Here is a 22,694-nt window from a genome sequence, read left to right as displayed (position 1 = left end):
GCTCTTTTTGTGGTTTTTATAGGTTAAAAATATGTCTCAGTTACCCACTTCGTCGCAGTATGATATGCGCACTTGGCTTACCTTTTTAGTTCCTTCGCTAATTGGTTTGTTTTTATTTATGACACCAATCCCTATTGCTGATGGCATGACCATTCCCATTGCATTAATGGCTAAAGCAATTAAAGAGGGAATTAGCTCTATTATGATTGAGCTACTTACATTCATTATTTGTGTAACGGGTGTGCTCTCGCTATTAGCTAAAGTTGTTAAGCCTAGCTTTATTAAAAAGTCTTTTATACTAAAACACTTATTTGATGTTAACTGGCTTTGGCTAGGTATTCGTTTACTGGGTATGCTGTTTATTGTTTTGACCTTTATTAGTCAAACCGGCGCAGACGTAAGCTCGGTGCTTCCTGCGTTTTTATTACCGGTATTTAATGCCATTACTTCGGCAGATACGGGCGGCTTGGTTTTAAACGACTTATTGCCTATTTTGTTTTCGGTATTTGTTTTAGCAGGTTTATTACTGCCGCTGTTATTAAATTTTGGGTTATTAGAGCTAGTGGGCACCTTGTTTACTAAACTTATGCGTCCATTATTTGGTGTGCCAGGGCGCAGTGCAGTTGACTGTGCGGCGTCGTGGTTAGGTGATGGTAGCGTAGGTATTTTAATGACCGCGCGCCAGTACGAAGAAAAACATTACACTGAGCGAGAAGCGGCCATAATTGGTACTACTTTTTCGGCAGTTTCGATTACCTTTAGCTTAGTGGTTATTGAACAAGTGGGCTTAGAGAGTCACTTTGCACCGTTTTATTTAACAGTGTGTTTAGCCGGTGTGGTTGCAGCAATTATTGTGCCGCGCTTACCGCCGTTACGCTTCAAAAAAGATAGCTTTATAGATGGCAGTAAACGCGATGAGCATGCTGAGTCTGTACCAAGTGGTAAAACCTTGTTTGGCCATTCTTTAGATGTTGCGTTAGCTAAAGCGCATAGATCGCCAGGGTTTAAAGGCACGTTAAAAGAAGGCTTACACAATGCATTTGATATGGTGTTTGCTGTATTACCTGTCGTAATGGCGGTAGGTACCTTTGCGTTAATTATTGCCACGTACACGCCCATTTTTCAGTATTTGGGTATGCCGTTTATTCCATTTTTAGAGTTGCTACGAATACCAGAAGCTGAGCTTGCTTCACAAACGATTATGGTTGGTTTTGCTGATATGTTTATTCCTTCAATATTAGCAGCAGGCACAATTGAGAGCGACGTAACTCGCTTCATTATTGCAGCAATGAGTGTAACGCAACTTATTTATATGTCGGAAGTGGGCGCACTTTTACTAGGTAGTAAAATACCGGTAAATATTTTTGAATTGTTTATTATTTTTATTCTTAGAACCTTAATCACTTTACCGGTTATTGCCCTAATGGCGCACTGGTTAGTTGGTTAGCTGGTTAGTGAGTTATAAAGATTAAGCAGTAAAAAGCCCTGATATTCAGGGCTTTTTTGTATCTGTAGAGTTAGTTTTATCGGGCTTTGTTTTTTTAAAGGGTAAATTTGCCGAGTGCTTTAGCAGTGCAAGATTACCAATAATAATAGCAAATACAATGATAACAATAACAACCATGTGCCAAGTTTGCATAGCAACGTCCGTTAATTATAAGCAAAGTATAAGTGTGAATGTTTTAGTTTAAAACAGCAACAAAGTGACTTAAAAAGTGGCGCTTATGTTGTATTTAAAAGCGCTTTGCTACCGATAGAGTTAAAAAGTTTAGCCCAGGGTTGGGATCTTTAAAGCCCGCATTAGAGTAATGAATAATTCTTAGCGCCACATTAGTTTTACCAAAGTCAGCAACTAAGCCAATTCTGTCTTCAAACTGATAGTGAGTGCTAATGTTTTTACCCGCAAAATAGATTTCATCAACCAATGAAATACCAATACCCGCCTCTACATATATGGGGGTATTGTTAATGCTAAATGCTGGGAACAACAGCACAGGCGACATGGCAAGCACTACATTAGACTGTGTTTTATCGCCATGGTTATATTGCCAAAGGTTTACACTGGTTTCGAAATAAAAGCGCGTATCGCCAAGTAATGACTGCAACCCAGTAGGATAATATTGATGGGCTAGCTTAAAGCCATTTACGCCTCTTTCGCCCTTGAGCAGATCAATTGCGTAGCCGTGCTGCGATTGTGCGAATGCATGTTGACTCGTAAATAATAAAACAAATATAAATAATGATAAAAATGACGTTTTCATAGGTGTCAGTGCTGCGCTTGAGTTAAATAGTGACTAAATAGTAAGGGCGCAACATGGGTGTTTTCAATGGGACAAAAATACGCTTGTATATAGGGTGTTAACCGAGGTTGATTAACTAATTGAATTTATTTACTTTGTTTTATTGGTGCTAAATTGGCATTAATAAGTTGCTTATTTAAGTCTATTTAAAGGTGTAATTATCGCGTAAATTAGCGTCATCTTAATCACACAGACAATAATTTATTATGAAGTTTTTAAAACTGTTTCTCGTTGTAGCTGTATTTTTTAGCAGCTCACTTTTTGCTCAAGCGCAACAATCTCCACAACAACTCCTGAAAAGCGTAGCCGATACTTTATTTGCCGATATAGCCCAAGTTAATGCCAAAGGCGATGCAAGTAAAGAAGACATGTTTAACATTGTTGAGCAGCGCTTAATGCCGCATATTGATATAAAGTTTGTAGCATTTAAATTATTAGGCAAACATATAAAGGGCATTGAGCGCGAGCAAGCAGTTAACTTTATTGGTGCAGTAGATCATTATTTAACAGGTACTTATGCCGGCGCATTAATGAAGTACACAGGGCAAAAAGTAGTTTTTGAGCAAGATAACGCTTTGAGCGACTCACAGTACGCAACGGTTAAAACCCAGATAATAGAAGCAAATGCGCCTACTATAAATTTACATTTTAAATTGCGCTTAGGGAAAGATGAACAATGGAAAGTATACGATATAGTTGCAGAAGGTATTTCATTGCTCAGCGCCAAGCAAAAAGAAATTATACAACGTATTTCTGATGTAGGTATAGAGAGCGTTATTAGCGAATTAAAAAGCAACTAATAGTACATTATGTGACCCTGATTAAGTCCAGCTCCAACCAAATAAGCAGCCAACTAGTTATGTAGTTGGCTGCTTTTTTATTTTATAAGTATTGCGGTACTTTGCGCTAGCGTGGCGATCAAGGTGTGCTAGAATATCGGCTCGTCGATTAAGCGTGGTGTCAGCTAAAAGCTGCTATAACTGACCACTGTCCCAAGCTACACTGGAGTTGTGTTGTTTTAATGGAAAATGTACTGATTTGGCCAAAGGAATACCCATTACTTATCAAAGGACTTGTAGAACAAAATGGTGCCTTTATTTTAGATGCTTTAGAAGCTTGGCCTGCCTGTCGTTCTACCCATGAAGATGATGGTGTATGTACTACTGTTTTACCGCCCATATTTTATTTAGCGTGGTTTACTCCGCTAGAGCCTTTTGAAGAGTGTTATTTTCAACATATTTGCGAGTATGATGAAAGTGCACAAACGTATATAAGCGCGGTAAAAGAACATTATTTTGATAACGAATATACCCCCGAAAGCTTAGTACTTATGCTTTGCCAACGGCTCGAAAAATACGCGAATGTATCGGCGCAAAATGAGATTGATACACCGCAGTCGTTATTTAGTTTATTTTTTGCTAAACGCTACTTTACTTTAATTGAGCATGCGTTAAATAATCGCAGTAAATTATCGGCGGTTGACACGCTAGCTTTGTGGCAAGAAGTTGATTTTAGAGAGCGTTTAAGTGCTTATATTCCTGGTTCAATTGCCGATATTGAGCATTTAACTGAACTGGCAAGTGAAAAAGTGGCTAAAGGCAAAGACTACTTTACTTTACTCACTCAAGTATCGCCGGATGTAGACTCTGTGGTGTTACTTGAAAAAGCTTTGCTTGCTCATTTAAATAAAAAAACCGCTAAGCAAATGATGGCCATGCGCTTTATTGAGCAAGGCGCAACCGGTACGCTTGCCGATGAGCACAATAAAACGGCCTTTATGTGGGCTGCTGAAAAAGGCTACGTTAATGTAGTTGAAACCCTGCTGAGCCAACAAGATAAAAAAGCAGTTGATGATAAGGGTAATACTGCGCTGCACTATGCTGTGCTCTCTAAAAACGAATCGCTAATGGTATTGCTGCTTAAGGCGGGGTATGACTTTAGAGTACGTAATAACGAAGGGCTTAGCTGTTATCGTTTAGCGGTGAGCATAAAAGCGAGTAACTTAGTAAAGTGCCTTGAGCGTGACTTTGGTATTAAAGAGTTGTCGCCTGAAGGGCAGTTTGATCGCATTAAAAAAGTGCATGCGCTACATGCTCTGGTTACTTTATTATTGCCGGTGCAATTGTTTTTCTTTTTTGATGAAACAATAACCATAAAAAGCGAGTTAACATTAACTCTGACTATGATTGCCGCGGTGTGTTTCTTTTTTGCGGCTACTTTAAAGCGCTGTGCGCTATACCCGCACATTAAACACCCGTGGGGATTATTTGTATTAAGGGGCTTTTCTTTAGTTAGCCTAGTAGGGCAGTTAGGTTTAGCCGCTATTGTAACCCTTGCTGCATTAAGCTCTTTAGTTTAATGATTAACATAAATAAAAAACGCGCTAATTAGCGCGTTTTTTGTATTTAAATTATAATTTAATCTATTTTTTCGTGCTCGTGCGCTGCTTTTTCTTCGGCGAGATCGTCTTTTAATTTACGAATTTTTAAGCCAAGTTCTTGCCCACGATGCCTAGCATAGTAGGTACAGCCAATAAACATAGCAGAGGCAAATAACAGCTCTAACAATACCCATATTAGCTCATCTTGCGCTACCCAAAGCAATGTAAGGCCATGAATAAAATAAAGCATAACAATAAAGTTTGCCCATGCATACGTATATGCTTTGTCTTGAATTATGCCTTTAAGAGGAAATAATAATGGCAGTATGTACACAGCAAAAATAAAGCCATTGCTGTGGCCTTCTCTCGGTGCATATACAAACATCCATAACGGCATTAAAATTAATAAACCGACATAACCAAAAATCGCGGTACGTTGAAATTTAACAGTAATTGGCTTTTTAGCTGGAATTTCAGCTGTTTTCATTGAAGTTTTCTCGCAATTTGAGTGAGGCGTTTGCCAACACTTTGGCATATTTTAATTTCGTCTTTACTTAATTCAGTACTATTACTACTACCAGCAACATGTGTTGCACCATAGGGTGTGCCACCGGTTTGTGTTGCTAGCAATTCGGGTACATCGTAAGGCACACCAAGTAACATCATGCCATGGTGCAGTAACGGCAGCGATAAGTTAAGTAATGTAGCTTCGTTGCCGCCATGCATACTGCTTGACGACGAAAAAACACAGGCTGGTTTGTCAATTAATTGCCCTTTTAACCATAATTCGCTGGTGGTTTCCCAAAACATTTTTGCTTGAGAGGCCATCATACCAAAGCGAGTAGGTGTGCCAAAGGCAAGACCATCACAGTTTATTAAATCGTCTTTAGTGATAATAATGTCATGTGGGTTTTTAGCTACAAAAGTACGCAACAGGGCGCTCGCCCCTTGTTGCTCTATAGACTCGGCAATTTCATGGGCCATAGCTTCAACTGAGCCATGGCTTGAATGGTAAAGCACCACTATGGTTGTGCTCATTATAAAACGCTTAATACGTTTTCTGGTGGGCGACCAACAGCAGCTTTGCCATTGTTAACCACAATAGGGCGCTCGATTAGTTTTGGATTTTGTACCATAGCATTAATAAGTGCAGCTTCACTGGTTTCATCTTTTAAGTTTAGCGTTTTGTAAATGTCTTCTTTGGTACGCATTAACTTGCGTGCAGATGTAAAACCCAGCTGCTTAACTAATGTAGTTAGCTGCTCGCTACTTAAAGGCGTATTTAAGTATTCAACTATACTTGGCTCAATAGCTTTGCTTTGTAATAAAGCTAAGGTTTCGCGTGATTTAGAGCAGCGCGGATTATGATAAATAGTAACAGACATAAAATGGTTCCAATAAATGAGTTGCGGCCATTTTAGGCCAAGCGCTTGTAGACTTAAAGCCTAGCAAGCTCTTTTTGTAAAAGTCGGTATTGTGTAAGTAGTGCTTTTAACCTTTGTTGTTTAACTAGCTCGTTTGGCTCAATAAAGTTAAGTGCTTTTTGTATTTCGTCGGCAGCTTTTAAATAAGCGCCGTATTGCGATAATACATCGGCATTGGCTTCGTGATAGGCGGCGAGTTTTTCTTGCTTTTTATAGGCGTCGGTTAATAGTTGCTTACCTAAGCTGTGATCTGGTTTTTCTAGTAAAAAGCTTTTTAAGATGTTTTCGGCAAGCTCGTATTGCTTTGCTTCTAGTGCTGCGTTGGCATAGTTTAGTGTAATTACCTGATTATTAGGACGATAATTGTTTAATTCTGCTAAATAGGTAACGGCTTCAGCGGCCTTTTTTTGCGCTATTAATAAATCGGTATAGGTATCTATATAAAATAAATTTTTAGGGTCGCTTTTTAATAGTTCATCTAAAATTGGCTGCGCTTCATCAAGCTTTTTTTGATCCAGTAAACTAATGCCTAAGCCATATTTTAGGGCAGCATTATTGTAGCTATTTTCGCGAATTAACTTTCTAAACAGTGATTCTGCTGCTTCTGGTTTATTGTCGTATCTTGCCAGCACGCGACTTTTTGCTAAGTTAAACTCAAGGCTCGGGTTTACTTGGCGTTTAGGGTATTGCTGCGCGCGTAATCTTACATCAGACACACGACTTTCAGGAAGCGGGTGAGTAAGTAAAAACGCAGGTGGTTTATATTTATAACGAATTTGCGCAGCTAGCTTAGTTAAAAACTCACTTGATGCGCGAGGATCAAAGCCCGCATTATTAAGCGTTTGCATACCAATACGGTCGGCTTCTTGCTCTGCTGAGCGGCTATGCGTTAGTTGGCTAAAAGCCGATTGTGTTTGGCTTGCTGAAATAATAGCAATACCAGCATCGGGCACGACTACAGCGGCTAAAATACCGGCAATCATTCCGGCTATGGTCATTGCGCTGTTGTCTTGTTGTTGCTGTAAGCGCCGTGCTAAATGGCGCTGGGTAACGTGGGCAATTTCATGGCCAAGTACCGATGCAAATTGACTTTCATCATCAGCTTGCGCAATTAATCCTGTGTGTACGCCAACATGGCCGCCATAAAATGCAAAGGCGTTTATTTCAGAGTTATTTAACCAAAAAAATGAAAACGGAAACCGCACATCATTGGCGCTAGCTACAAGTTTGCGGCCCACTGTGGTTAAGTACTCATCAAGCACAGGGTCGTTAATTATTGGCGACGATCCTCTAATTTGCATCATCATTACTTCGCCAATCGCTTGTTCTTTTTCGAGCGGCAGCACTTGTAAGGCTGAGGTCCCTAAATCTGGCAATTTAAAGTTTGTTTGCGCCTTTAAAGGCTCACTTACTAATAGGCTAAATGTAAGCGCGGCACTACATAAAGTGATAAAGGCTGATTTTAGCTGCATTTTATTCCCTGTTAATTGGTTCACCAAGAGCAATTTTGGCAATGTTTATTTCGTCACTGCATGCACGGCTGTCTTTTTCACATAATTGATAAAGCGCTTTTATTGTGACCCCATCTAGCTTTACTACGTTCAATTGTATTTGTAAAAAAGTAATAATTTTATGCACTACCTTGTGTGCGTGTAAAATAATAGCTTTATCGGCTTTGTCTCCACGTTCAAAATAAAAGCCAATAAATGTATGTAATTGATTTATTCTAATTAAGCACTTCATGGAAAGTGGATCCCATACTTTAAATTCCATAAAACGATTGTTTTTAACGTATTGATCAATAATAACATCTTTAGCGTACGGTTGAGCCCAAAGCTCAAAACCACGATCGGTAAATACTTGATGCAGTGCAATGCGTGGCTTTTTATTACAGTGAATTTCGCCTAGCTGGCTTTCGTAGCCGTCAAGTAGATCAAGGTTCCAATTACGTTTGTCTAAAAGGCTTTTTACTGCATTATCGAACCCATGCTCTAAAATACCTTCAGCTTCGCTGACCGATGAGGCAACAAGGTGATAAAAAGGTGGTAACTCGCCCCAATTTATTTGTTTTTTATACCAATTAATCTCTTTGAGTGTTGGATTACTGGGTAATTGCGCTTTATTATGCGTGCCAGGCATTAACCTATCCTTACTGCTAATTATGCCCTAAGGATAAACTATTGCCGAGGTTGTTTTAAGGAAAAGTTATGCATGTTCACACTTAATACATTTTAGGTGGTGACTATGGGACTTATTATTGATGTGAACTCAAGGTGAAACGAGTATGCTAGAGCAAAATTTATCAGCTTATAAATGCCCACAGCAGTTTATTCAATTTAAACTTGGGCTGCGTAAAGCCGTGTCGTTACAACAAAGTATTACTTTTAGTTTTAATAATGCAGAAAATATAAACGACATTGAACGATTTTTACAAAAACATGCATATTGTTATACCTTAAATAAGCGCCAAGGAATGTTATTAGTGGAGCCATTACGTGTTTGAATATATAAAAGCCTGGTACGAAAAAAAGTTTTCTGACCCTCATTCAGTTACTTTATTATTTTTATTATTGGCGTTAGTAGCCTTATTATATTTTATTGGCTCCTTGATAGTGCCGGTATTGGTGGCACTTATTATTGCCTATTTACTCGATTGGCCGGTGCTGCATTTAGAGCGTTTTGGGTTAAGGCGTTTTACCGCTACAGTAATTGTTATGCTTATATTTACAGGTATTATGCTGACACTTATTTTAGTTATTGGCCCTGTGCTGTGGCAGCAAACCAGTAATTTATTTCAAGAAACACCGCATATGGTAGAGCAAGGCAAATCGTTTTTATTGGCCTTGCCTGCGCAGTACCCTAGTTTAATTACTGCAGAACAAGTACAAACCATTGTATTAACAGTAGAGGCTAAAGTAATTGAATTTGGCCAAGTGGTGCTGTCGGTGTCGCTCACGTCTTTAAAAGATGCGGTTGCGTGGTTAATTTACTTAATTTTAGTGCCTTTGTTAGTGTTTTTTATGCTTAAAGACAAACTAGAACTTAGCCACAGTATTGCTAAACTTATTCCACAACAACGCCGCTTAATAATGCAGGTGTGGAATGAAATGAATCAGCAAATAATGAACTACATTCGCGGTAAAGTGTTTGAAATACTGATTGTTGGCTCGGTGTCGTTTATTGCCTTTACGGTACTTGATTTACGCTATGCAGCGTTATTGGGTGTATTAGTGGGCTTTTCGGTGTTGATCCCTTTTGTGGGCGCGGCTTTGGTAACCATTCCGGTGGCGGCAGTGGCGTTGTTTCAGTTTGGAATTGAAACCCAATTTTGGACCGTTTTAATTATTTACGGCATTATTCAAGCGCTTGATGGCAATGTACTCGTGCCTTTGTTGTTCTCTGAAGCGGTTGATTTAAATCCGGTATTTATTATTGTAGCGGTATTGTTTTTTGGAGGCTTGTGGGGTTTTTGGGGCGTGTTTTTTGCCATTCCGCTGGCGTCATTAGTCAAAGCGCTGATCAATGCGTGGTCATCTACTCAAGAAGAAATTATTAAAGAGCTGAGTTAAAAGTTAGCACCGCTTTAAGTATAAAAAAGCATAGAAAACGCATCTTTAAAACTAATTGATTATTATCTATTACCGCCAAAACTATGTAATATTGGTATAAGATATATTTATTAGCAATAAGGTGCGTTTTTTAATGTCTGAGTTTTTATTACCCGATGAGCCAGTAAAACAAGTTTACCTTGATGCAAATGCAACGACCCCTGTGTTGCCATGCATAGTTGATGTAGTGTGCCATGCAATGCAAACCTGTTTTGGTAATCCTTCTAGCCCACACATAACGGGTATTCAAGCTAAGCACTTATTGGAGCAAACTCGACAAAAAGCACGCGCGGTAATTGGCGCTAATAATGGTGATATTTTATTTACCTCTGGGGCAACCGAAGGTATTCAAACGGCTGTAGTGTCTACGCTGATAAATGCTAAAACCCATAATAAAAAAAATCCGGTGTTACTTTATGGCGCTACAGAGCACAAAGCAGTACCAAACACCCTAAAACATTGGAACCAAGTGCTAGAAATTAACGCTCAAGTACTTGCCATTCCGGTTGATAGTAACGGCATTTTAGACTTAGATTTTATTGCTCAGCATGTTGATGATGCGCTGATGATTTGCACTATGGCGGTTAATAATGAAACCGGTGTATATCAAGATCTAGCGGCAATAGAGCAGGTTATTCGTAGTCGCAATAGCAGCGTGTCTTGGATGGTCGATTGCGTTCAAGCATTAGGTAAGCAGCAGCTTATGTTGAGCGAAACAACAATAGATTACGCACCGTTTTCGGGCCATAAACTCTACGCACCCAAAGGCATTGGCTTATTATATATTCGCCAAGGCAGTGCGTATACGGCATTTATAGCTGGTGGTGGGCAAGAAAGTGGTATGCGCTCAGGTACTGAAAACCTTCCTGGTATTGCAGGGCTTAATAAATTATTTAGTTTGTTATTAGATAAAACCGATGACACGTTTAAATCAACTGCTGTGCTTGCGCAATATCGCAGCCAATTACACAATGCAATAAGCGACACGTTTGGTGCCATTACCTTTAACCATGATTTTGCATACTCTGTACCTACCACACTTAATTTTGCGGTTAACGACTTAACCAGTAAAGAAGTTATTGATTTATTTGATGCTGCTGGCATACGCGTGAGCGGCGGCTCTGCGTGTAGCACTGGCGCTTCACAAAGTTTTGTACTAGATGCAATGGGCGCAAGTCAGTGGCAAAGTGAAAACGCCATACGTTTATCGTTTGGACCTGCCGCCACACAGCAAGACATTGACCATGCCTGTGAGCGAATTCGCGCCCTTAAGCAAGTATTACAAGCAAATTGCCTGGTAGTATCCGACAGCGCTACACCTGCACAGGAATTATGTGCACTTGGCTTAACCCAATTTAGGCACCAAGGCGCGTGCAGCTGGTTATATGTTAATAGTGATAACCAAGCGGTGATCATCGACCCTATTATCGAGTTAATACCGCGCTTTGAAAAAATAGCCAATACGCAAAATTTAACCATAACCGCTATTTTAGACACCCATGTACACCAAGATCGTAATAGTGCAGTTGCCTTATTACGCAGTGTGTTAGCAGCACGTTTAGTAGCAGGAGAGGTTGATCAATTAGGTTGGCCAGTTAACCAAACGGTGATTAATTTAAATGGGCAGCGCCTAGAAAAACTTGCCACACCTGGGCATAGCCAAGATAGCGTGAGTTACTTATTAAAAGAAGCCTCGGGTGAGGTTCGTTATTGTTTTTGTGGTGATCTCATTTTACCAGCGGGGCTTGGTAATACTCACTTGCTTGGTGGTAGTGCAGAGCAAATGGCTGACTCGTTAATATTACTAGCGCAGCAGTTAACCCCGGAGGCGATTATTTGCTCAGGACACGATTACCAACAGTGTTTTGCCATGAACTGGGCGGTACAGCAACAGCAAACTCCTTTATTGAGCGCGTTGTTATCTAAGCAAATAACGAAAAATGAATTTGCTGCTAAAAAACAGCAGCACGATGAGCAAAAACAAACAGCTAATAACAACCAGCTTTGTGGTTATGTAAATGCCCAACCAGATACAAATACACAGCAATTGAGCTACTCACAGGCAAAAGAGATGCTCAGCCACGGCAATGTATATTTAATTGATACGCGCGAACCCTATGAGCATGGCGCTAATAATATTTCATCGTTGTTAAATGTTGCTACAGCTAAAACTTTAAATATTCCGCTAAGCCGTATGGCAAATGCAATAGTAGAGCAGCAGCTAGATAAAAATAACCAATATATTTTAGTGTGCCGCAGTGGTAACCGCTCAAAGTTGGCAGCAGCTAATTTAATTGAGCTAGGTTATACCTCGGTTTATAATTTAAATGGCGGTTTGGCACTGGGAAGTTAAAATTAGTCAGCAAATAAATATAAGTAAGGCCGACATTTGTCGGCCTTTTTATTTATTTGCCAAATTAAGCTAAGTGAGTCGCCTCTGAATGGGTTGTTAAATTAATATATTAATTTTATGATACCGGTGTCAAAAGCAAAAAATTACGTTATCATTCACAGCATAAAATATAAAAACAGCTCATTTTTAACTTTGCTATATATGTTAATTAACTAAGTTTTATATAATAAATACATTTAAATCAATAGATTAATATTTTAGGGGATGTTTACATGACTAACCGTTCGCAATTAGCAAGTTGGCAAGCGCTTGAAAAAAGTGCAACCAAGATGAAACAAAGCCATCTTAGGGATTTATTTGCTAAAGATGACGCGCGTTTTTCTCAGTTTTCTACGCAAATCCCTGGATTATTATTTGATTACTCAAAACAACGTATTGATAAAGATGTTTTTACACAATTAATTGCATTGGCTAAAGAGTGTGACATTAGCGCTTGGCGTGAAAAAATGTTTAACGGTGAAAAAATTAATATCACCGAAAACCGAGCCGTTTTACACACAGCATTACGTAACCGCGCTCATACGCCACTTATTGTTGATGGCGAAAATGTAACTGAGTTGGTTGATAACGAACTTGCTAAAATTAAACTGTTTGTTGAAAAAGTGCGCAGTGGCAAGTGGTTAGGTTACAGTGGTAAGCCAGTAAAAGATGTAGTAAGTATAGGTGTAGGTGGTTCAAACCTTGGCCCGCAAATGGCAACCGAAGCATTAAAAGCGTTAAGTGACGATACCTTAAATGTACATTATGTGTCGAATGCTGACGGGGTACAAATTGCCTCGGTATTAAAAAACATTGATGCAGAAACAACCTTGTTTGTTATTGCATCAAAAACGTTTACCACGTCAGAGACAATGACCAACGCTAAAACAGCGGTTGATTGGTTTTTACAAACAGCTAAAGATAACGCCGCTATTGCTAAGCATTTTGTTGCGGTGAGCACTAATTTAGAAAAAACAGCCGAGTTTGGCATTAGTAACGACAACGTATTTACTATGTGGGATTGGGTTGGTGGTCGCTTTTCATTATGGAGCGCTATTGGTTTACCGATTGCATTATATGCAGGGTATGACGCTTTTGAAGCAATTTTAGAGGGTGCATACGAAGTTGATGAGCACTTTAAAAACGCGCCATTAGAGCAAAATATTCCGCTTATTATGGCATTGTTAAGCGTGTGGAATACCAGCTTTTTAGGTTACACCTCGCAAGCTATTTTACCTTATGACCAAGCGCTGCACATGTTGCCTGCGTACTTACAACAAGGCGAAATGGAAAGTAACGGCAAGCATGTTAACTTTGCCGGTGAAACTGTGCCTTATACAACAGTGCCAATTATTTGGGGTATGACCGGGATTAACGGGCAACACGCATTTTACCAATGTTTGCATCAAGGTAATGTGATTGTACCGGCTGATTTTATTGCCTCAATTAAGCCGCAAGTAAGCGTTGAGAAGCATCACGATATTTTATTATCGAACTTTTTTGCGCAAACAGAAGCACTAATGAATGGCGTAGATGAGCAAGAGATCACCGCAGATTTAACCGCTAAGGGTAAATCTCAGGCGCAAATAGATGAGTTACTAAAGCACAAAGTTCATCAAGGCAACCGCCCAACTACCTCTATGTTACTAGATAGCGTAGACGCTAAAACGGTAGGGCGCTTAATTGCGTTGTATGAGCATAAGATTTTTTGCCAAGGCATTATTTTAGAAATTTGCTCATTTGATCAATGGGGTGTTGAGCTAGGTAAAGGGTTAGCATCAAAAATAGAAGCAGAGTTAGTTGATGAGCGCGTAAAATATGCTCATGATAGTTCAACTAATGGCTTAATGGCGTATTATAAGCAACATCGTACGCAGTAAAAAATTAGCTTAGTAACATAAGCAACCAAATACCTTTGAACGGGTAGCGCTGGTGTACTTAGGGACTGTATTTTTGTGAGAGGAATTACAGTTCCCTAAGGCCCATTTTTAAGCGCAGATGATAAAATTAAAAATAAATAGCCAGCAGTACGGTTAAATAAAAAACATCATCATCACAGCATAACAAAGCAGGTTTTTGTGCAAATATATTTATAAAAACCGACATCATTCAAGCAATAAACCGCTATATCTGATTACCTAACGGGTAGTGCCAGGTAGCACAAACGTAGAGAGTAACTATGCTTAATCCTTTTGATATTATAATTTTTGGGGGCGGTGGTGATCTTGCGTTACGCAAATTACTACCTGCAATGTATCGAGCATATCAAGAAGGTAATTTACCTGAAGGCTCACGTATTTTGCCAACGGTACGCGAAGAAACCCAACGTGCTGAGTACATAGAAACAGCACACAAGGCCTTAAAAGAATTTTTAGCAAAGGATGAGTTTAATGCTAAAGATTGGAAAGCTTTTGCTACTTTTTTAGTACCTGTTGTTAGCAATGTAACAGCCCCTGACGATAACTGGGATGTGCTAAAAGGTATTTTAGATGAGCACGACAGCACTAAATCTCGCGTATTTTACTTATCACTACCACCTGCTGTATACGGCACTTGCTGTGAAATTTTATCTGTTAAAAACTTAATAACGCCTACTTCACGTGTAGTGGTTGAAAAACCTATTGGTTATTGTGGAGAATCTGCCGAGGCTATTAATGGAAAAATCGCCGAGTATTTTAGCGAAGAGCAAATTTTCCGAATTGATCATTACTTAGGTAAAGAAACCGTTCAAAACTTAATGGCACTGCGTTTTTCAAACTCGTTGTTTGAAAACATGTGGGATGCTAAATCAATCGATAATATTCAAATTAGCATTTCAGAGACTGTGGGCCTTGAAACTCGTGCAGGCTTTTACGACAAAGCCGGTGCACTGCGTGACATGGTTCAAAACCACTTGTTACAGCTGTTATGTTTAGTAGCAATGGAGTCGCCGCATAAACTTAATGCCAGTAGTATTCGCAACGAAAAGCTCAAAGTATTAGAAGCGCTGCGTCCACTTATTGGCAGCGACGTAGATAAAAATATTATTCGTGGTCAATATGTACCAGGTGACCTAAACGGTAAAATTGTACCAGGTTACTTAGAAGAGCTTAATGAAGGTTCAAGTAAAACCGAAACCTTTGTGGGTATTCGAGCGCATATTGATAACTGGCGTTGGGCAGGTGTGCCATTTTATTTGCGCACGGGTAAACGTATGGCTAAACGCTGTGCTGAAATTGTAGTGCAATACAAAAAAGTATCACACAATGTGTACGAAGACAGCGTTGGCGAAATAGAGCCAAACCGCTTGGTTATTCGCCTGCAACCAGAGGAAACTATTCAGTTAACCTTGATGTCTAAACGCTTAGATAATCTTGAGATGCAGCTTGAGCCAGTAACGATGAATATTGAGCTTTCACAAGCCTATAGCAATGGTTTTCACTCAGATGCCTATAAGCGTTTAATGCTAGATGCAGCCGCTAATAATCCTTCGTTATTTATCCATCGTGATGAAGTACGCCAAGCATGGAAGTGGATTGATCCAATCATCGACCGCTGGCAAGAAAAAGGCAAACCGGCGCTTTATCGTGCAGGTAGCTGGGGCCCAGAAGATGCAGACGAATTATTAGCAGAGAACAACCATGTATGGTTTAACACCGGTGATAAGGGAGCATAATGGCAACTATAATTGAAAAGTTTTTTGATAGTAAAGAGGCGCTTACAGCAGAGTTGTCGGCAACACTTGAACAATCATTACGTGATGGCATAAGCAATGATGGTCGTGCAGTATTAATGGTATCGGGCGGCTCATCGCCTGCTGCGGCGTATAAGCATTTATCAACCCTTGATTTAAATTGGCAACATATTGATGTTGCTATGGTTGACGAGCGCTGGGTAGATGCGAGCCACGAAAAAAGTAACGAAGCATTTATTAGCAGCACGTTATTACAAAATTATGGTGCAGCGGCTAACTTTGTCACGATGAAAAATAGCGCCGAGACAGCGCAGCAAGGCACTGCAGTGTGTGAAGCTGCCTATGCTGCGCTAAAACGCCCGTATGATGTGACTATTTTAGGTATGGGCCCTGATGGCCATACTGCGTCATTATTCCCACATGCAGAGGGTTTAGACGTTGGCCTAAGCTCGGATCAACTGGTGTGTGCAATTAATGCCATTGAAAGTGATGTAACTGGCAGTATTACTGAGCGTATGACACTTACGTTAAACGCGATAGCGCAATCTAAAGTGGTGAAGCTACTTATTAGCGGTGATGAAAAGCTCGCTGTGTACAAGCAAGCCAAAGCGGGTGGAGATGTAAACGACATGCCACTACGCGCAGTGCTAAATCACCCAAGTATTAATATTGAGGTTTATTGGGCGCCGTAATTTTAATTGAGTGCGAATAAACAAATTAAAAGGCAGCTATAACTAGCTGCTTTTTTTATTTGTGTAAATATCACTCAAAACAACGTAGTTAGTAACATGGTTTTGTTAAAACTGATTAACATTAAAAACAAGCCTGTATGTTAAATAGTCTTTTGGCGTATTCTTTTTAAGCAGCTTTTACCTTTGTTATGTGTACGTTTTTTGGCAAGATGCAGATTTATTTAAATTTTATTTTATCATAGCGGTTGTCATAAAAGTTTCCCTTCCTTTTTTTGCTCAAAAGCATTAGCCTAAAGGTATTAACAAAGAAACATACAAATTAAAAATAAACGGAGCAGTAACATGGCGGAGCAACAAGTACAGCCTTTACACAACGAAAAACATGCCAATACTAAAATTAAAAACGGCATCAATGTAGAATTTATGAAAACGCAACATTTAGTGCCAGTAGTTGCACATGAATTTGCGCGTATAGCGAATGAATTTCCAATGTCTTTCGTTAAAAATAACGAAACAGGCACTTTTCAAGCAGTTGCTATGTTTGGCCTTGAGCCAGGCGAAAACTTGTTTGTTGAAGGCGATAAGTGGACGGCAGCATTTGCACCAATGGCTACGACTCGCTACCCACTAGGTTTAGTAAAACACCCAGATCAAGACCAATACGGTATTGTTATTGACGAAGCGAGCCCATTAGTTGGCGAAGAAGAAGGTAATGCGTTGTTTGAAAACGGCGAAGAAACTGACTACTTAAAGCGTCGTAAAGAAGCCTTAGTATCGTTTATTGAGTTTTCTCAGATCACAGATGCTTTTACTAAGTTTTTAGCAGATAAAGAGCTTTTAGTAGCGCAAACACTAACAGTTGATATTAAAGGCGAGAAAAAAGACATCAACGGTATTTACCTTATCGATGAGAAAAAACTTAATGAATTAAGTGATGCTGACTTTTTAGAGCTACGTAAACGCGGTTATTTAGCACCAATATATTCTTTTTTAACGTCTACGCATCAAGTAGCACGTTTAGCTCGTTTAAAAGCGCAACAAGCGTAATAATTAAAACCAGCAAAAAAAGCGCCTTTGGGCGCTTTTTTTATGTGTTTAAACTTACTTTACTTGATAAATAGTTAGCGACCATCCACATTAGTTTCACTGAAGTTTATAAGAGCTCATTATGAAAAAATCACTTTTAATGGCGCTTATCGCCACTAGTTGTATTAGCGTAAGCAATAACGCCTTAAGCGCAGAAGTACCTTTTGCTATTGCCATTCATGGCGGTGCGGGCACGATTGAAAAAAGTAAATTTACGCCCAAAGAAGAGCAAGCTTATCGTGCTAAATTAACCGAAGCGGTAGAGGCCGGTTATAAAGTACTTGAGCAAGGCGGCGAAAGCTTAGATGCCATAACGGCAGCGATTCAAGTGATGGAGCAGTCACCATATTTTAATGCCGGGCGTGGTGCGGTTTATACTTACGATGGCAGCCATGAGCTAGACGCATCAATTATGGATGGTCGAAATCGTCAGGCGGGCGCTGTTGCAGGTGTTAAGCATGTAGAGAGCCCAATTAATTTAGCGCGCTTGGTTATGGATAATTCAGTACACGTCATGCTCAGTGGCCAAGGCGCTGAAGAGTTTGCTAAAGAGCAAGGTATTCCCTTAATCGAAAATAACTTATTTGATACCGATCACCGCTATAAAGCATTATTAAAAGCAAAGCAAAAATTAGATAAAGCCAAAGCAACCAGTAAAGATTACCAAGCAGCGCATAAAGCTCTGCCTAATAACTATAAAATGGGCACGGTTGGTGCGGTAGCACTGGATAAAAATGGCAATTTAGCAGCTGGTACATCAACCGGCGGTATGACCGCAAAACGCTATGGCCGTATTGGTGATGCGCCGGTAATTGGTGCAGGAACGTTTGCGGAAAATGAATCGTGTGCGGTATCGGCTACCGGCCATGGTGAGTATTTTATTCGTTACAATGTAGCCAGCGATATTTGTGCGCGCGTTAAATACCAAGGTAAAACCATAACGCAAGCAGGGGACGAAGTGATTAATGGGGTACTTGCACCAATAGGCGGTACGGGCGGTGTTATTATAGTGGATACTAAAGGTAATATTAGTTTGCCGTTTAATACCTCAGGTATGTACAGAGCCAGTAAATCAAATACCCAAGCCACTTATGTAGGCATTTTTAAAGGCGAATAAGCGCTTTATTTGTTTGGCTGGTGGCTTATATAACAAACTACTAAGGGTTATGTACTTTGTAGGATTAACCCCAGCCATTTAATTTGCTACAATTGCGGCTCTTTTACTAATTTTATAAGGTATGCGGGTGGTAAACCTAGGTCAGTTGTTTGGCGAGCTAAAGACGTGCTTGAAAAAAGATCAATTCATTTTTAAAAAACGCTTACATGGCGTAAAAAAAATAACCGATGAGAATAAGCATGCCAACGCGCTTGAAAAAATAGCGGCCGACATTACCCGTAGCCAAGCACTGCGCGCGCAGCGTTTAGCCGCTCTGCCTAAAGTGACTTACCCAGAGCAATTACCGGTGAGTCAAAAAAAGGATGTGATTAAAAACGCCATTGCTAATAACCAAGTGGTTATTATTGCAGGTGAAACAGGTTCAGGTAAAACCACGCAAATTCCTAAAATGTGTTTAGAGCTGGGGCGTGGGGTTGATGGCTTAATTGGCCACACTCAACCAAGGCGACTAGCAGCACGAACGGTGGCGAATCGTATTGCAGAAGAAATGCAGTGTGAACTTGGCCAACAAGTTGGTTTTAAAATACGCTTTAGTGATCAGGTCTCGAATAATACCTATATTAAGCTAATGACCGACGGTATTTTACTTGCCGAAATTCAACAAGATCGATTTTTAAATCAATACGACACCATTATTATTGATGAAGCGCACGAACGTAGCTTAAACATTGACTTTATTTTAGGTTATTTAAAAAACTTACTTCCTAAGCGCCCCGATTTAAAAATAATAATTACCTCAGCAACGATCGATCCGGAGCGTTTTTCAAAGCACTTTGATGATGCGCCAATTATAGAAGTATCAGGGCGAACCTTCCCGGTTGATGTACGTTACAACCCAGTTACTGAGATAAATAAAGAGGATATGGAAGCCGAAGGCGACCAACTGCAAGGTATTTTTGATGCAGTAGATGAGCTGTGTGCAGAAGGCCCCGGCGACATTTTAATATTTTTAAATGGTGAGCGTGAAATACGCGATACCGCCGATGCTCTCAGTAAACGTAATTTAAAACACACTGATATATTGCCGCTTTATTCGCGTTTATCAAGCGCCGAGCAAAACCGTATATTTGCACCGCACTCGCGCCGCCATATTATTTTATCGACCAATGTGGCCGAAACATCGTTAACCGTACCGGGGATTCGTTATGTAATTGATCCGGGTACGGCGCGTATTAGCCGTTATAGTTACCGCACCAAGGTACAACGCCTGCCGATAGAGCCAATATCGCAAGCCAGTGCAAATCAGCGTATGGGGCGTTGTGGCCGGGTAGAGGCGGGTATTTGTATTCGTTTATACGCCGAGGATGACTTTTTATCGCGCCCTGAGTTTACCGACCCTGAAATATTACGTACTAACTTAGCCTCGGTTATTTTACAAATGTTAGCGCTGGGTTTAGGCGACATGGCGCAGTTTCCATTTGTACAAGCTCCAGATAGTCGTAATATTAGCGACGGTTTAACCTTGCTTGAGGAACTTCAAGCCGTACATCCCACTAAACGTAACGACAAAACAGCGCTTACCCAGTCAGGGCGAGAATTAAGCCGTTTACCGGTCGATCCGCGTTTAGCTAAAATGGTGTTAACCGCACATAAGCTAGGTGCGCTGCGCGAAGTAATTATTATAGTGGCGGCACTGTCTATTCAAGACCCCCGTGAACGCCCGCAAGAAAAACGTGCTGCGGCAAACGAAAAACACGGCCGTTTTGATGATCCTGATTCAGACTTTATTGCATTTTTAAATCTGTGGAATTACTTAGAAGAGCAGCAAAGCGAGCTGACTAATAGCCAGTTTAGAAAACTTTGCCAAAAAGACTTCCTCGCTTATATGCGCCTTCGTGAGTGGCAAGATATTGTTTATCAAATAAGTACCGTATGTAACGAAATGGGTATGAAAGCCACATCGAATGCTGCCGACGGTGAGCAAGTTCACAAAGCATTACTGAGCGGTATGCTTAGCCATATTGGCTTTAAAGATGAAAAACAAATTTATAAAGGCGCGCGTAATAGCCAGTTTCATATTTTTCCGGGGTCGGGGTTATTTAAAAAGAGCCCAAAATGGTTAATGTCGGCAGAGTTGGTAGAAACCAGCAAATTATATGCCCGTACTAACGCTAAAATAGACATTAACTGGGTTGAGCCACTGGCGCAGCATTTGGTTAAGCGCAGTTATACTGAGCCACATTGGGAGAAAAAACCCGGTGCGGTAATCGCCTTTGAGCAACAAACCTTGTACGGCCTGCTAATCGTTAATAAACGCCGCTGTGTGTATAGCAATATTGATCCTAAAGTGAGCCGTGAGCTGTTTATTCGCACTGCATTAGTTGAGCAAGAGCTGGGTTTAAACGAAAGTTTTTTAGAGTTTAACCGCGAGCTGATTGAAGATATTCAAGTGCTTGAAAACAAGTCGCGCAGGCGCGATATTTTAGTTGATGAGCAAACTTTATTTGAGTTTTACGATAAAAAAATTCCAAAAGAAATTAATAATCGTGCAGCATTTTTAAAATGGTATAAAACGCAAAAAAAACAAAATAAACACTATTTGCAAATGAGCCGCGATGACTTAATGCAGCATGGTGCAAGCAGTATTACTGAGTTTGACTACCCAGATACTTGGCAGCAAGATAATTTAATTTTGCCCTTAGCGTATCATTTCGATCCCGGTCAAGCGGTTGACGGTGTGGCAGTACAAATACCGGTTGCGCTATTAAACCAAGTACAAGAAAGTGGCTTTGACTGGCATATACCTGCGTTTCGACATGAGTTAATAAGTGGTTTAATTAAATCCCTGCCTAAGTCACTGCGCCGTAACTTTGTACCTGCGCCTAACTATGCCGATGCTGTTTTGGCGGCCATTGAGCCATTGCAGGGGAGTTTAATTGACGCACTTAGTAATCGACTATTAAAAATGACAGGGGTGCGAGTTGACCCTGATGCCTGGGATTTAAGTGCCTTGGCAGCGCATTTACGTTTGCAGTTTGAAGTACGTGGCGATAACAATAAGTTACTTGCGCGTGGCCTAGATTTAGCCAAACTTAAAGCACAGCTACAAGGCGAAGTAACGCAAACATTATCCAAAGTAGCCGATAAAGGCATAGAAAAAGTAGACTTAACGCAGTGGGATTTTGGTGAGCTACCTAACTCATATGTAAAAAAACAAGGGCAATACGAAATTAAAGCGTACCCGGCGCTGGTGGATAAAAAATCTACTGCTGCTATTGAGCTTTTCGATAACGAAGTAAAAGCACAGGTTGCCCATCAACAAGGGCTGCGCCGATTAGTATTATTAAATGTGCCTTCACCAATAAAGTATTTGCAGCAAAACTTACCAAATAAGGCTAAGCTTGGATTGTATTTTAATCCTTTTGGTAAAATAGCCGATTTAATTGATGACTGCATTGCCGCCGGTGTTGATAGCTTATTATTAAAGTACGGTGACATTCGCACCAGCGACGCATTTGAAAGTGTAAAAGAGCATATACGGGGTGAGCTTGGCGACGCTGTAGTTGAAATTGCCACGCAAGTAGAGCAAGTGTTAAGTATTGCCCATGCCTTACATAAAAAAATGAAAGGACGCGTAGATTTAACCATGATCACTGCGCATGGTGATATTAAATCGCAATTAGAGTCTCTTGTTTTTAAAGGTTTTGTAAGCCAACATGGGGCAACTAAGCTAAGTGACTTAATCCGTTATTTAAAAGCGATTCAAAAACGTTTAGAAAAGTTACCCATAGATCCAAATCGCGATAGATTATGTGTACTTGAGCTTGATAAAGTGGCTCAAGAATATAAAAAGCAAGCAAACAAAACCCCTAAAGGGATGCCTATTCCAAAAGAAGTAGAAGCTATATTTTGGATGCAGCAAGAGCTGAGAGTGTCTTTATTTGCACAGACCCTGGGTACTCCGTATCCAATTTCGGCAAAACGTGTGTTAAATGCAATAAAAGAAATAGAGTAAAAGGTGT

Annotated in this window: 19 protein-coding genes; 12 read left to right on the top strand and 7 right to left on the bottom strand. The window is 40.2% G+C overall.

All coding sequences use genetic code 11. The features are described 5' to 3' along the window. Positions 1–31: 31 nt before the first annotated feature. A complete protein-coding gene (locus HC000_RS01645) occupies positions 32–1,447 on the top strand; it encodes a YjiH family protein (protein ID WP_179806753.1) in 1,416 nt (471 codons plus the stop codon). A gap of 45 nt (positions 1,448–1,492) precedes the next feature. On the opposite strand, the gene HC000_RS01640 is transcribed toward HC000_RS01645, so the two are convergent. Together HC000_RS01640 and HC000_RS01635 are read right to left on the bottom strand one after the other, a co-directional pair. Further along, on the bottom strand, positions 1,493–1,639 hold the full coding sequence (locus HC000_RS01640; RefSeq protein ID WP_011327813.1) for a DUF2897 family protein: 147 nt from the start codon (positions 1,637–1,639) through the stop codon (positions 1,493–1,495). Between the two features lie 94 nt (positions 1,640–1,733). Then, positions 1,734–2,261: an acyloxyacyl hydrolase gene (locus tag HC000_RS01635; protein ID WP_179806752.1), complete on the bottom strand. Its 528-nt coding sequence runs from the start codon at positions 2,259–2,261 to the stop codon at positions 1,734–1,736. 245 nt (positions 2,262–2,506) lie between these two features. Between HC000_RS01635 and HC000_RS01630 the strand changes: the two genes are divergently transcribed. Together HC000_RS01630 and HC000_RS01625 are read left to right on the top strand one after the other, a co-directional pair. After that, positions 2,507–3,100, top strand: coding sequence for an ABC transporter substrate-binding protein (locus tag HC000_RS01630; protein ID WP_179806751.1), 594 nt, complete (start codon positions 2,507–2,509; stop codon positions 3,098–3,100). 221 nt (positions 3,101–3,321) lie between these two features. After that, complete coding sequence (locus tag HC000_RS01625) at positions 3,322–4,659, top strand: ankyrin repeat domain-containing protein (protein ID WP_179806750.1); 1,338 nt, start codon at positions 3,322–3,324, stop codon at positions 4,657–4,659. Positions 4,660–4,717: 58 nt separating this feature from the next. Here HC000_RS01625 and HC000_RS01620 read toward each other — a convergent pair whose 3' ends face one another. The 5 genes from HC000_RS01620 to HC000_RS01600 are packed head-to-tail and all read right to left on the bottom strand — an operon-like array spanning position 4,718 to position 8,243. Further along, a complete protein-coding gene (locus HC000_RS01620) occupies positions 4,718–5,167 on the bottom strand; it encodes a DUF2069 domain-containing protein (protein ID WP_179806749.1) in 450 nt (149 codons plus the stop codon). Beyond that, positions 5,164–5,718 carry an NAD(P)H:quinone oxidoreductase gene (gene wrbA, locus HC000_RS01615; protein WP_011327818.1) on the bottom strand — a complete coding sequence of 185 codons (555 nt, stop codon included), beginning with the start codon at positions 5,716–5,718 and terminating at the stop codon, positions 5,164–5,166. Before wrbA ends, HC000_RS01620 begins: the two co-directional genes overlap by 4 nt. Beyond that, complete coding sequence (gene arsC / locus HC000_RS01610; protein WP_058373018.1) at positions 5,718–6,065, bottom strand: arsenate reductase (glutaredoxin); 348 nt, start codon at positions 6,063–6,065, stop codon at positions 5,718–5,720. Before arsC ends, wrbA begins: the two co-directional genes overlap by 1 nt. 53 nt (positions 6,066–6,118) lie before the next feature. After that, positions 6,119–7,576 (bottom strand): M48 family metalloprotease, encoded by a 1,458-nt coding sequence (locus HC000_RS01605; RefSeq protein WP_011327820.1) that lies wholly within the window; start codon positions 7,574–7,576, stop codon positions 6,119–6,121. A gap of 1 nt (position 7,577) precedes the next feature. Then, positions 7,578–8,243, bottom strand: a complete 666-nt coding sequence (locus tag HC000_RS01600) for a hypothetical protein (RefSeq protein WP_058373020.1) — start codon at positions 8,241–8,243, stop codon at positions 7,578–7,580. Between the two features lie 145 nt (positions 8,244–8,388). Between HC000_RS01600 and HC000_RS01595 the strand changes: the two genes are divergently transcribed. The 9 genes from HC000_RS01595 to hrpA all read left to right on the top strand — a co-directional run bounded on the left by HC000_RS01595 (position 8,389) and on the right by hrpA (position 22,687). Beyond that, a complete protein-coding gene (locus HC000_RS01595) occupies positions 8,389–8,607 on the top strand; it encodes a hypothetical protein (RefSeq protein ID WP_011327822.1) in 219 nt (72 codons plus the stop codon). Then, a complete protein-coding gene (locus tag HC000_RS01590) occupies positions 8,600–9,673 on the top strand; it encodes an AI-2E family transporter (RefSeq protein WP_179806748.1) in 1,074 nt (357 codons plus the stop codon). Before HC000_RS01595 ends, HC000_RS01590 begins: the two co-directional genes overlap by 8 nt. A gap of 133 nt (positions 9,674–9,806) precedes the next feature. Continuing rightward, positions 9,807–12,065, top strand: a complete 2,259-nt coding sequence (locus HC000_RS01585) for an aminotransferase class V-fold PLP-dependent enzyme (protein ID WP_179806747.1) — start codon at positions 9,807–9,809, stop codon at positions 12,063–12,065. A gap of 272 nt (positions 12,066–12,337) precedes the next feature. Beyond that, on the top strand, positions 12,338–13,984 hold the full coding sequence (gene pgi / locus HC000_RS01580) for a glucose-6-phosphate isomerase (protein WP_179806746.1): 1,647 nt from the start codon (positions 12,338–12,340) through the stop codon (positions 13,982–13,984). 299 nt (positions 13,985–14,283) lie between these two features. Further along, positions 14,284–15,759 carry a glucose-6-phosphate dehydrogenase gene (gene zwf / locus HC000_RS01575; RefSeq protein WP_179806745.1) on the top strand — a complete coding sequence of 492 codons (1,476 nt, stop codon included), beginning with the start codon at positions 14,284–14,286 and terminating at the stop codon, positions 15,757–15,759. Then, positions 15,759–16,469 carry a 6-phosphogluconolactonase gene (pgl, locus tag HC000_RS01570; protein ID WP_179806744.1) on the top strand — a complete coding sequence of 237 codons (711 nt, stop codon included), beginning with the start codon at positions 15,759–15,761 and terminating at the stop codon, positions 16,467–16,469. The genes zwf and pgl overlap by 1 nt, the downstream gene beginning before the upstream one ends. A gap of 342 nt (positions 16,470–16,811) precedes the next feature. Next, on the top strand, positions 16,812–17,516 hold the full coding sequence (locus HC000_RS01565; RefSeq protein WP_011327828.1) for a SapC family protein: 705 nt from the start codon (positions 16,812–16,814) through the stop codon (positions 17,514–17,516). Between the two features lie 121 nt (positions 17,517–17,637). Continuing rightward, positions 17,638–18,672 carry an isoaspartyl peptidase/L-asparaginase gene (locus HC000_RS01560; RefSeq protein ID WP_179806743.1) on the top strand — a complete coding sequence of 345 codons (1,035 nt, stop codon included), beginning with the start codon at positions 17,638–17,640 and terminating at the stop codon, positions 18,670–18,672. 127 nt (positions 18,673–18,799) lie between these two features. Beyond that, positions 18,800–22,687, top strand: coding sequence for an ATP-dependent RNA helicase HrpA (gene hrpA / locus HC000_RS01555; protein ID WP_179806742.1), 3,888 nt, complete (start codon positions 18,800–18,802; stop codon positions 22,685–22,687). The last annotated feature ends 7 nt before the right edge of the window (positions 22,688–22,694 follow it).

This window comes from Pseudoalteromonas sp. MIP2626, assembly GCF_013414205.1.
Lineage (GTDB): Bacteria > Pseudomonadota > Gammaproteobacteria > Enterobacterales > Alteromonadaceae > Pseudoalteromonas > Pseudoalteromonas nigrifaciens.
This window is presented reverse-complemented; position numbering and strand designations above follow the sequence as displayed.

What these genes read in the sequence shown, in the direction of transcription:
- HC000_RS01645 (WP_179806753.1), top strand. Translation starts at nt 32, where the DNA reads ATGTCTCAGTTACCCACTTCGTCGCAGTATGATATGCGCACTTGGCTT.
- HC000_RS01640 (WP_011327813.1), bottom strand. Translation starts at nt 1,639, where the DNA reads ATGCAAACTTGGCACATGGTTGTTATTGTTATCATTGTATTTGCTATT.
- HC000_RS01635 (WP_179806752.1), bottom strand. Translation starts at nt 2,261, where the DNA reads ATGAAAACGTCATTTTTATCATTATTTATATTTGTTTTATTATTTACG.
- HC000_RS01630 (WP_179806751.1), top strand. Translation starts at nt 2,507, where the DNA reads ATGAAGTTTTTAAAACTGTTTCTCGTTGTAGCTGTATTTTTTAGCAGC.
- HC000_RS01625 (WP_179806750.1), top strand. Translation starts at nt 3,322, where the DNA reads ATGGAAAATGTACTGATTTGGCCAAAGGAATACCCATTACTTATCAAA.
- HC000_RS01620 (WP_179806749.1), bottom strand. Translation starts at nt 5,167, where the DNA reads ATGAAAACAGCTGAAATTCCAGCTAAAAAGCCAATTACTGTTAAATTT.
- wrbA (WP_011327818.1), bottom strand. Translation starts at nt 5,718, where the DNA reads ATGAGCACAACCATAGTGGTGCTTTACCATTCAAGCCATGGCTCAGTT.
- arsC (WP_058373018.1), bottom strand. Translation starts at nt 6,065, where the DNA reads ATGTCTGTTACTATTTATCATAATCCGCGCTGCTCTAAATCACGCGAA.
- HC000_RS01605 (WP_011327820.1), bottom strand. Translation starts at nt 7,576, where the DNA reads ATGCAGCTAAAATCAGCCTTTATCACTTTATGTAGTGCCGCGCTTACA.
- HC000_RS01600 (WP_058373020.1), bottom strand. Translation starts at nt 8,243, where the DNA reads ATGCCTGGCACGCATAATAAAGCGCAATTACCCAGTAATCCAACACTC.
- HC000_RS01595 (WP_011327822.1), top strand. Translation starts at nt 8,389, where the DNA reads ATGCTAGAGCAAAATTTATCAGCTTATAAATGCCCACAGCAGTTTATT.
- HC000_RS01585 (WP_179806747.1), top strand. Translation starts at nt 9,807, where the DNA reads ATGTCTGAGTTTTTATTACCCGATGAGCCAGTAAAACAAGTTTACCTT.
- pgi (WP_179806746.1), top strand. Translation starts at nt 12,338, where the DNA reads ATGACTAACCGTTCGCAATTAGCAAGTTGGCAAGCGCTTGAAAAAAGT.
- zwf (WP_179806745.1), top strand. Translation starts at nt 14,284, where the DNA reads ATGCTTAATCCTTTTGATATTATAATTTTTGGGGGCGGTGGTGATCTT.
- pgl (WP_179806744.1), top strand. Translation starts at nt 15,759, where the DNA reads ATGGCAACTATAATTGAAAAGTTTTTTGATAGTAAAGAGGCGCTTACA.
- HC000_RS01565 (WP_011327828.1), top strand. Translation starts at nt 16,812, where the DNA reads ATGGCGGAGCAACAAGTACAGCCTTTACACAACGAAAAACATGCCAAT.
- HC000_RS01560 (WP_179806743.1), top strand. Translation starts at nt 17,638, where the DNA reads ATGAAAAAATCACTTTTAATGGCGCTTATCGCCACTAGTTGTATTAGC.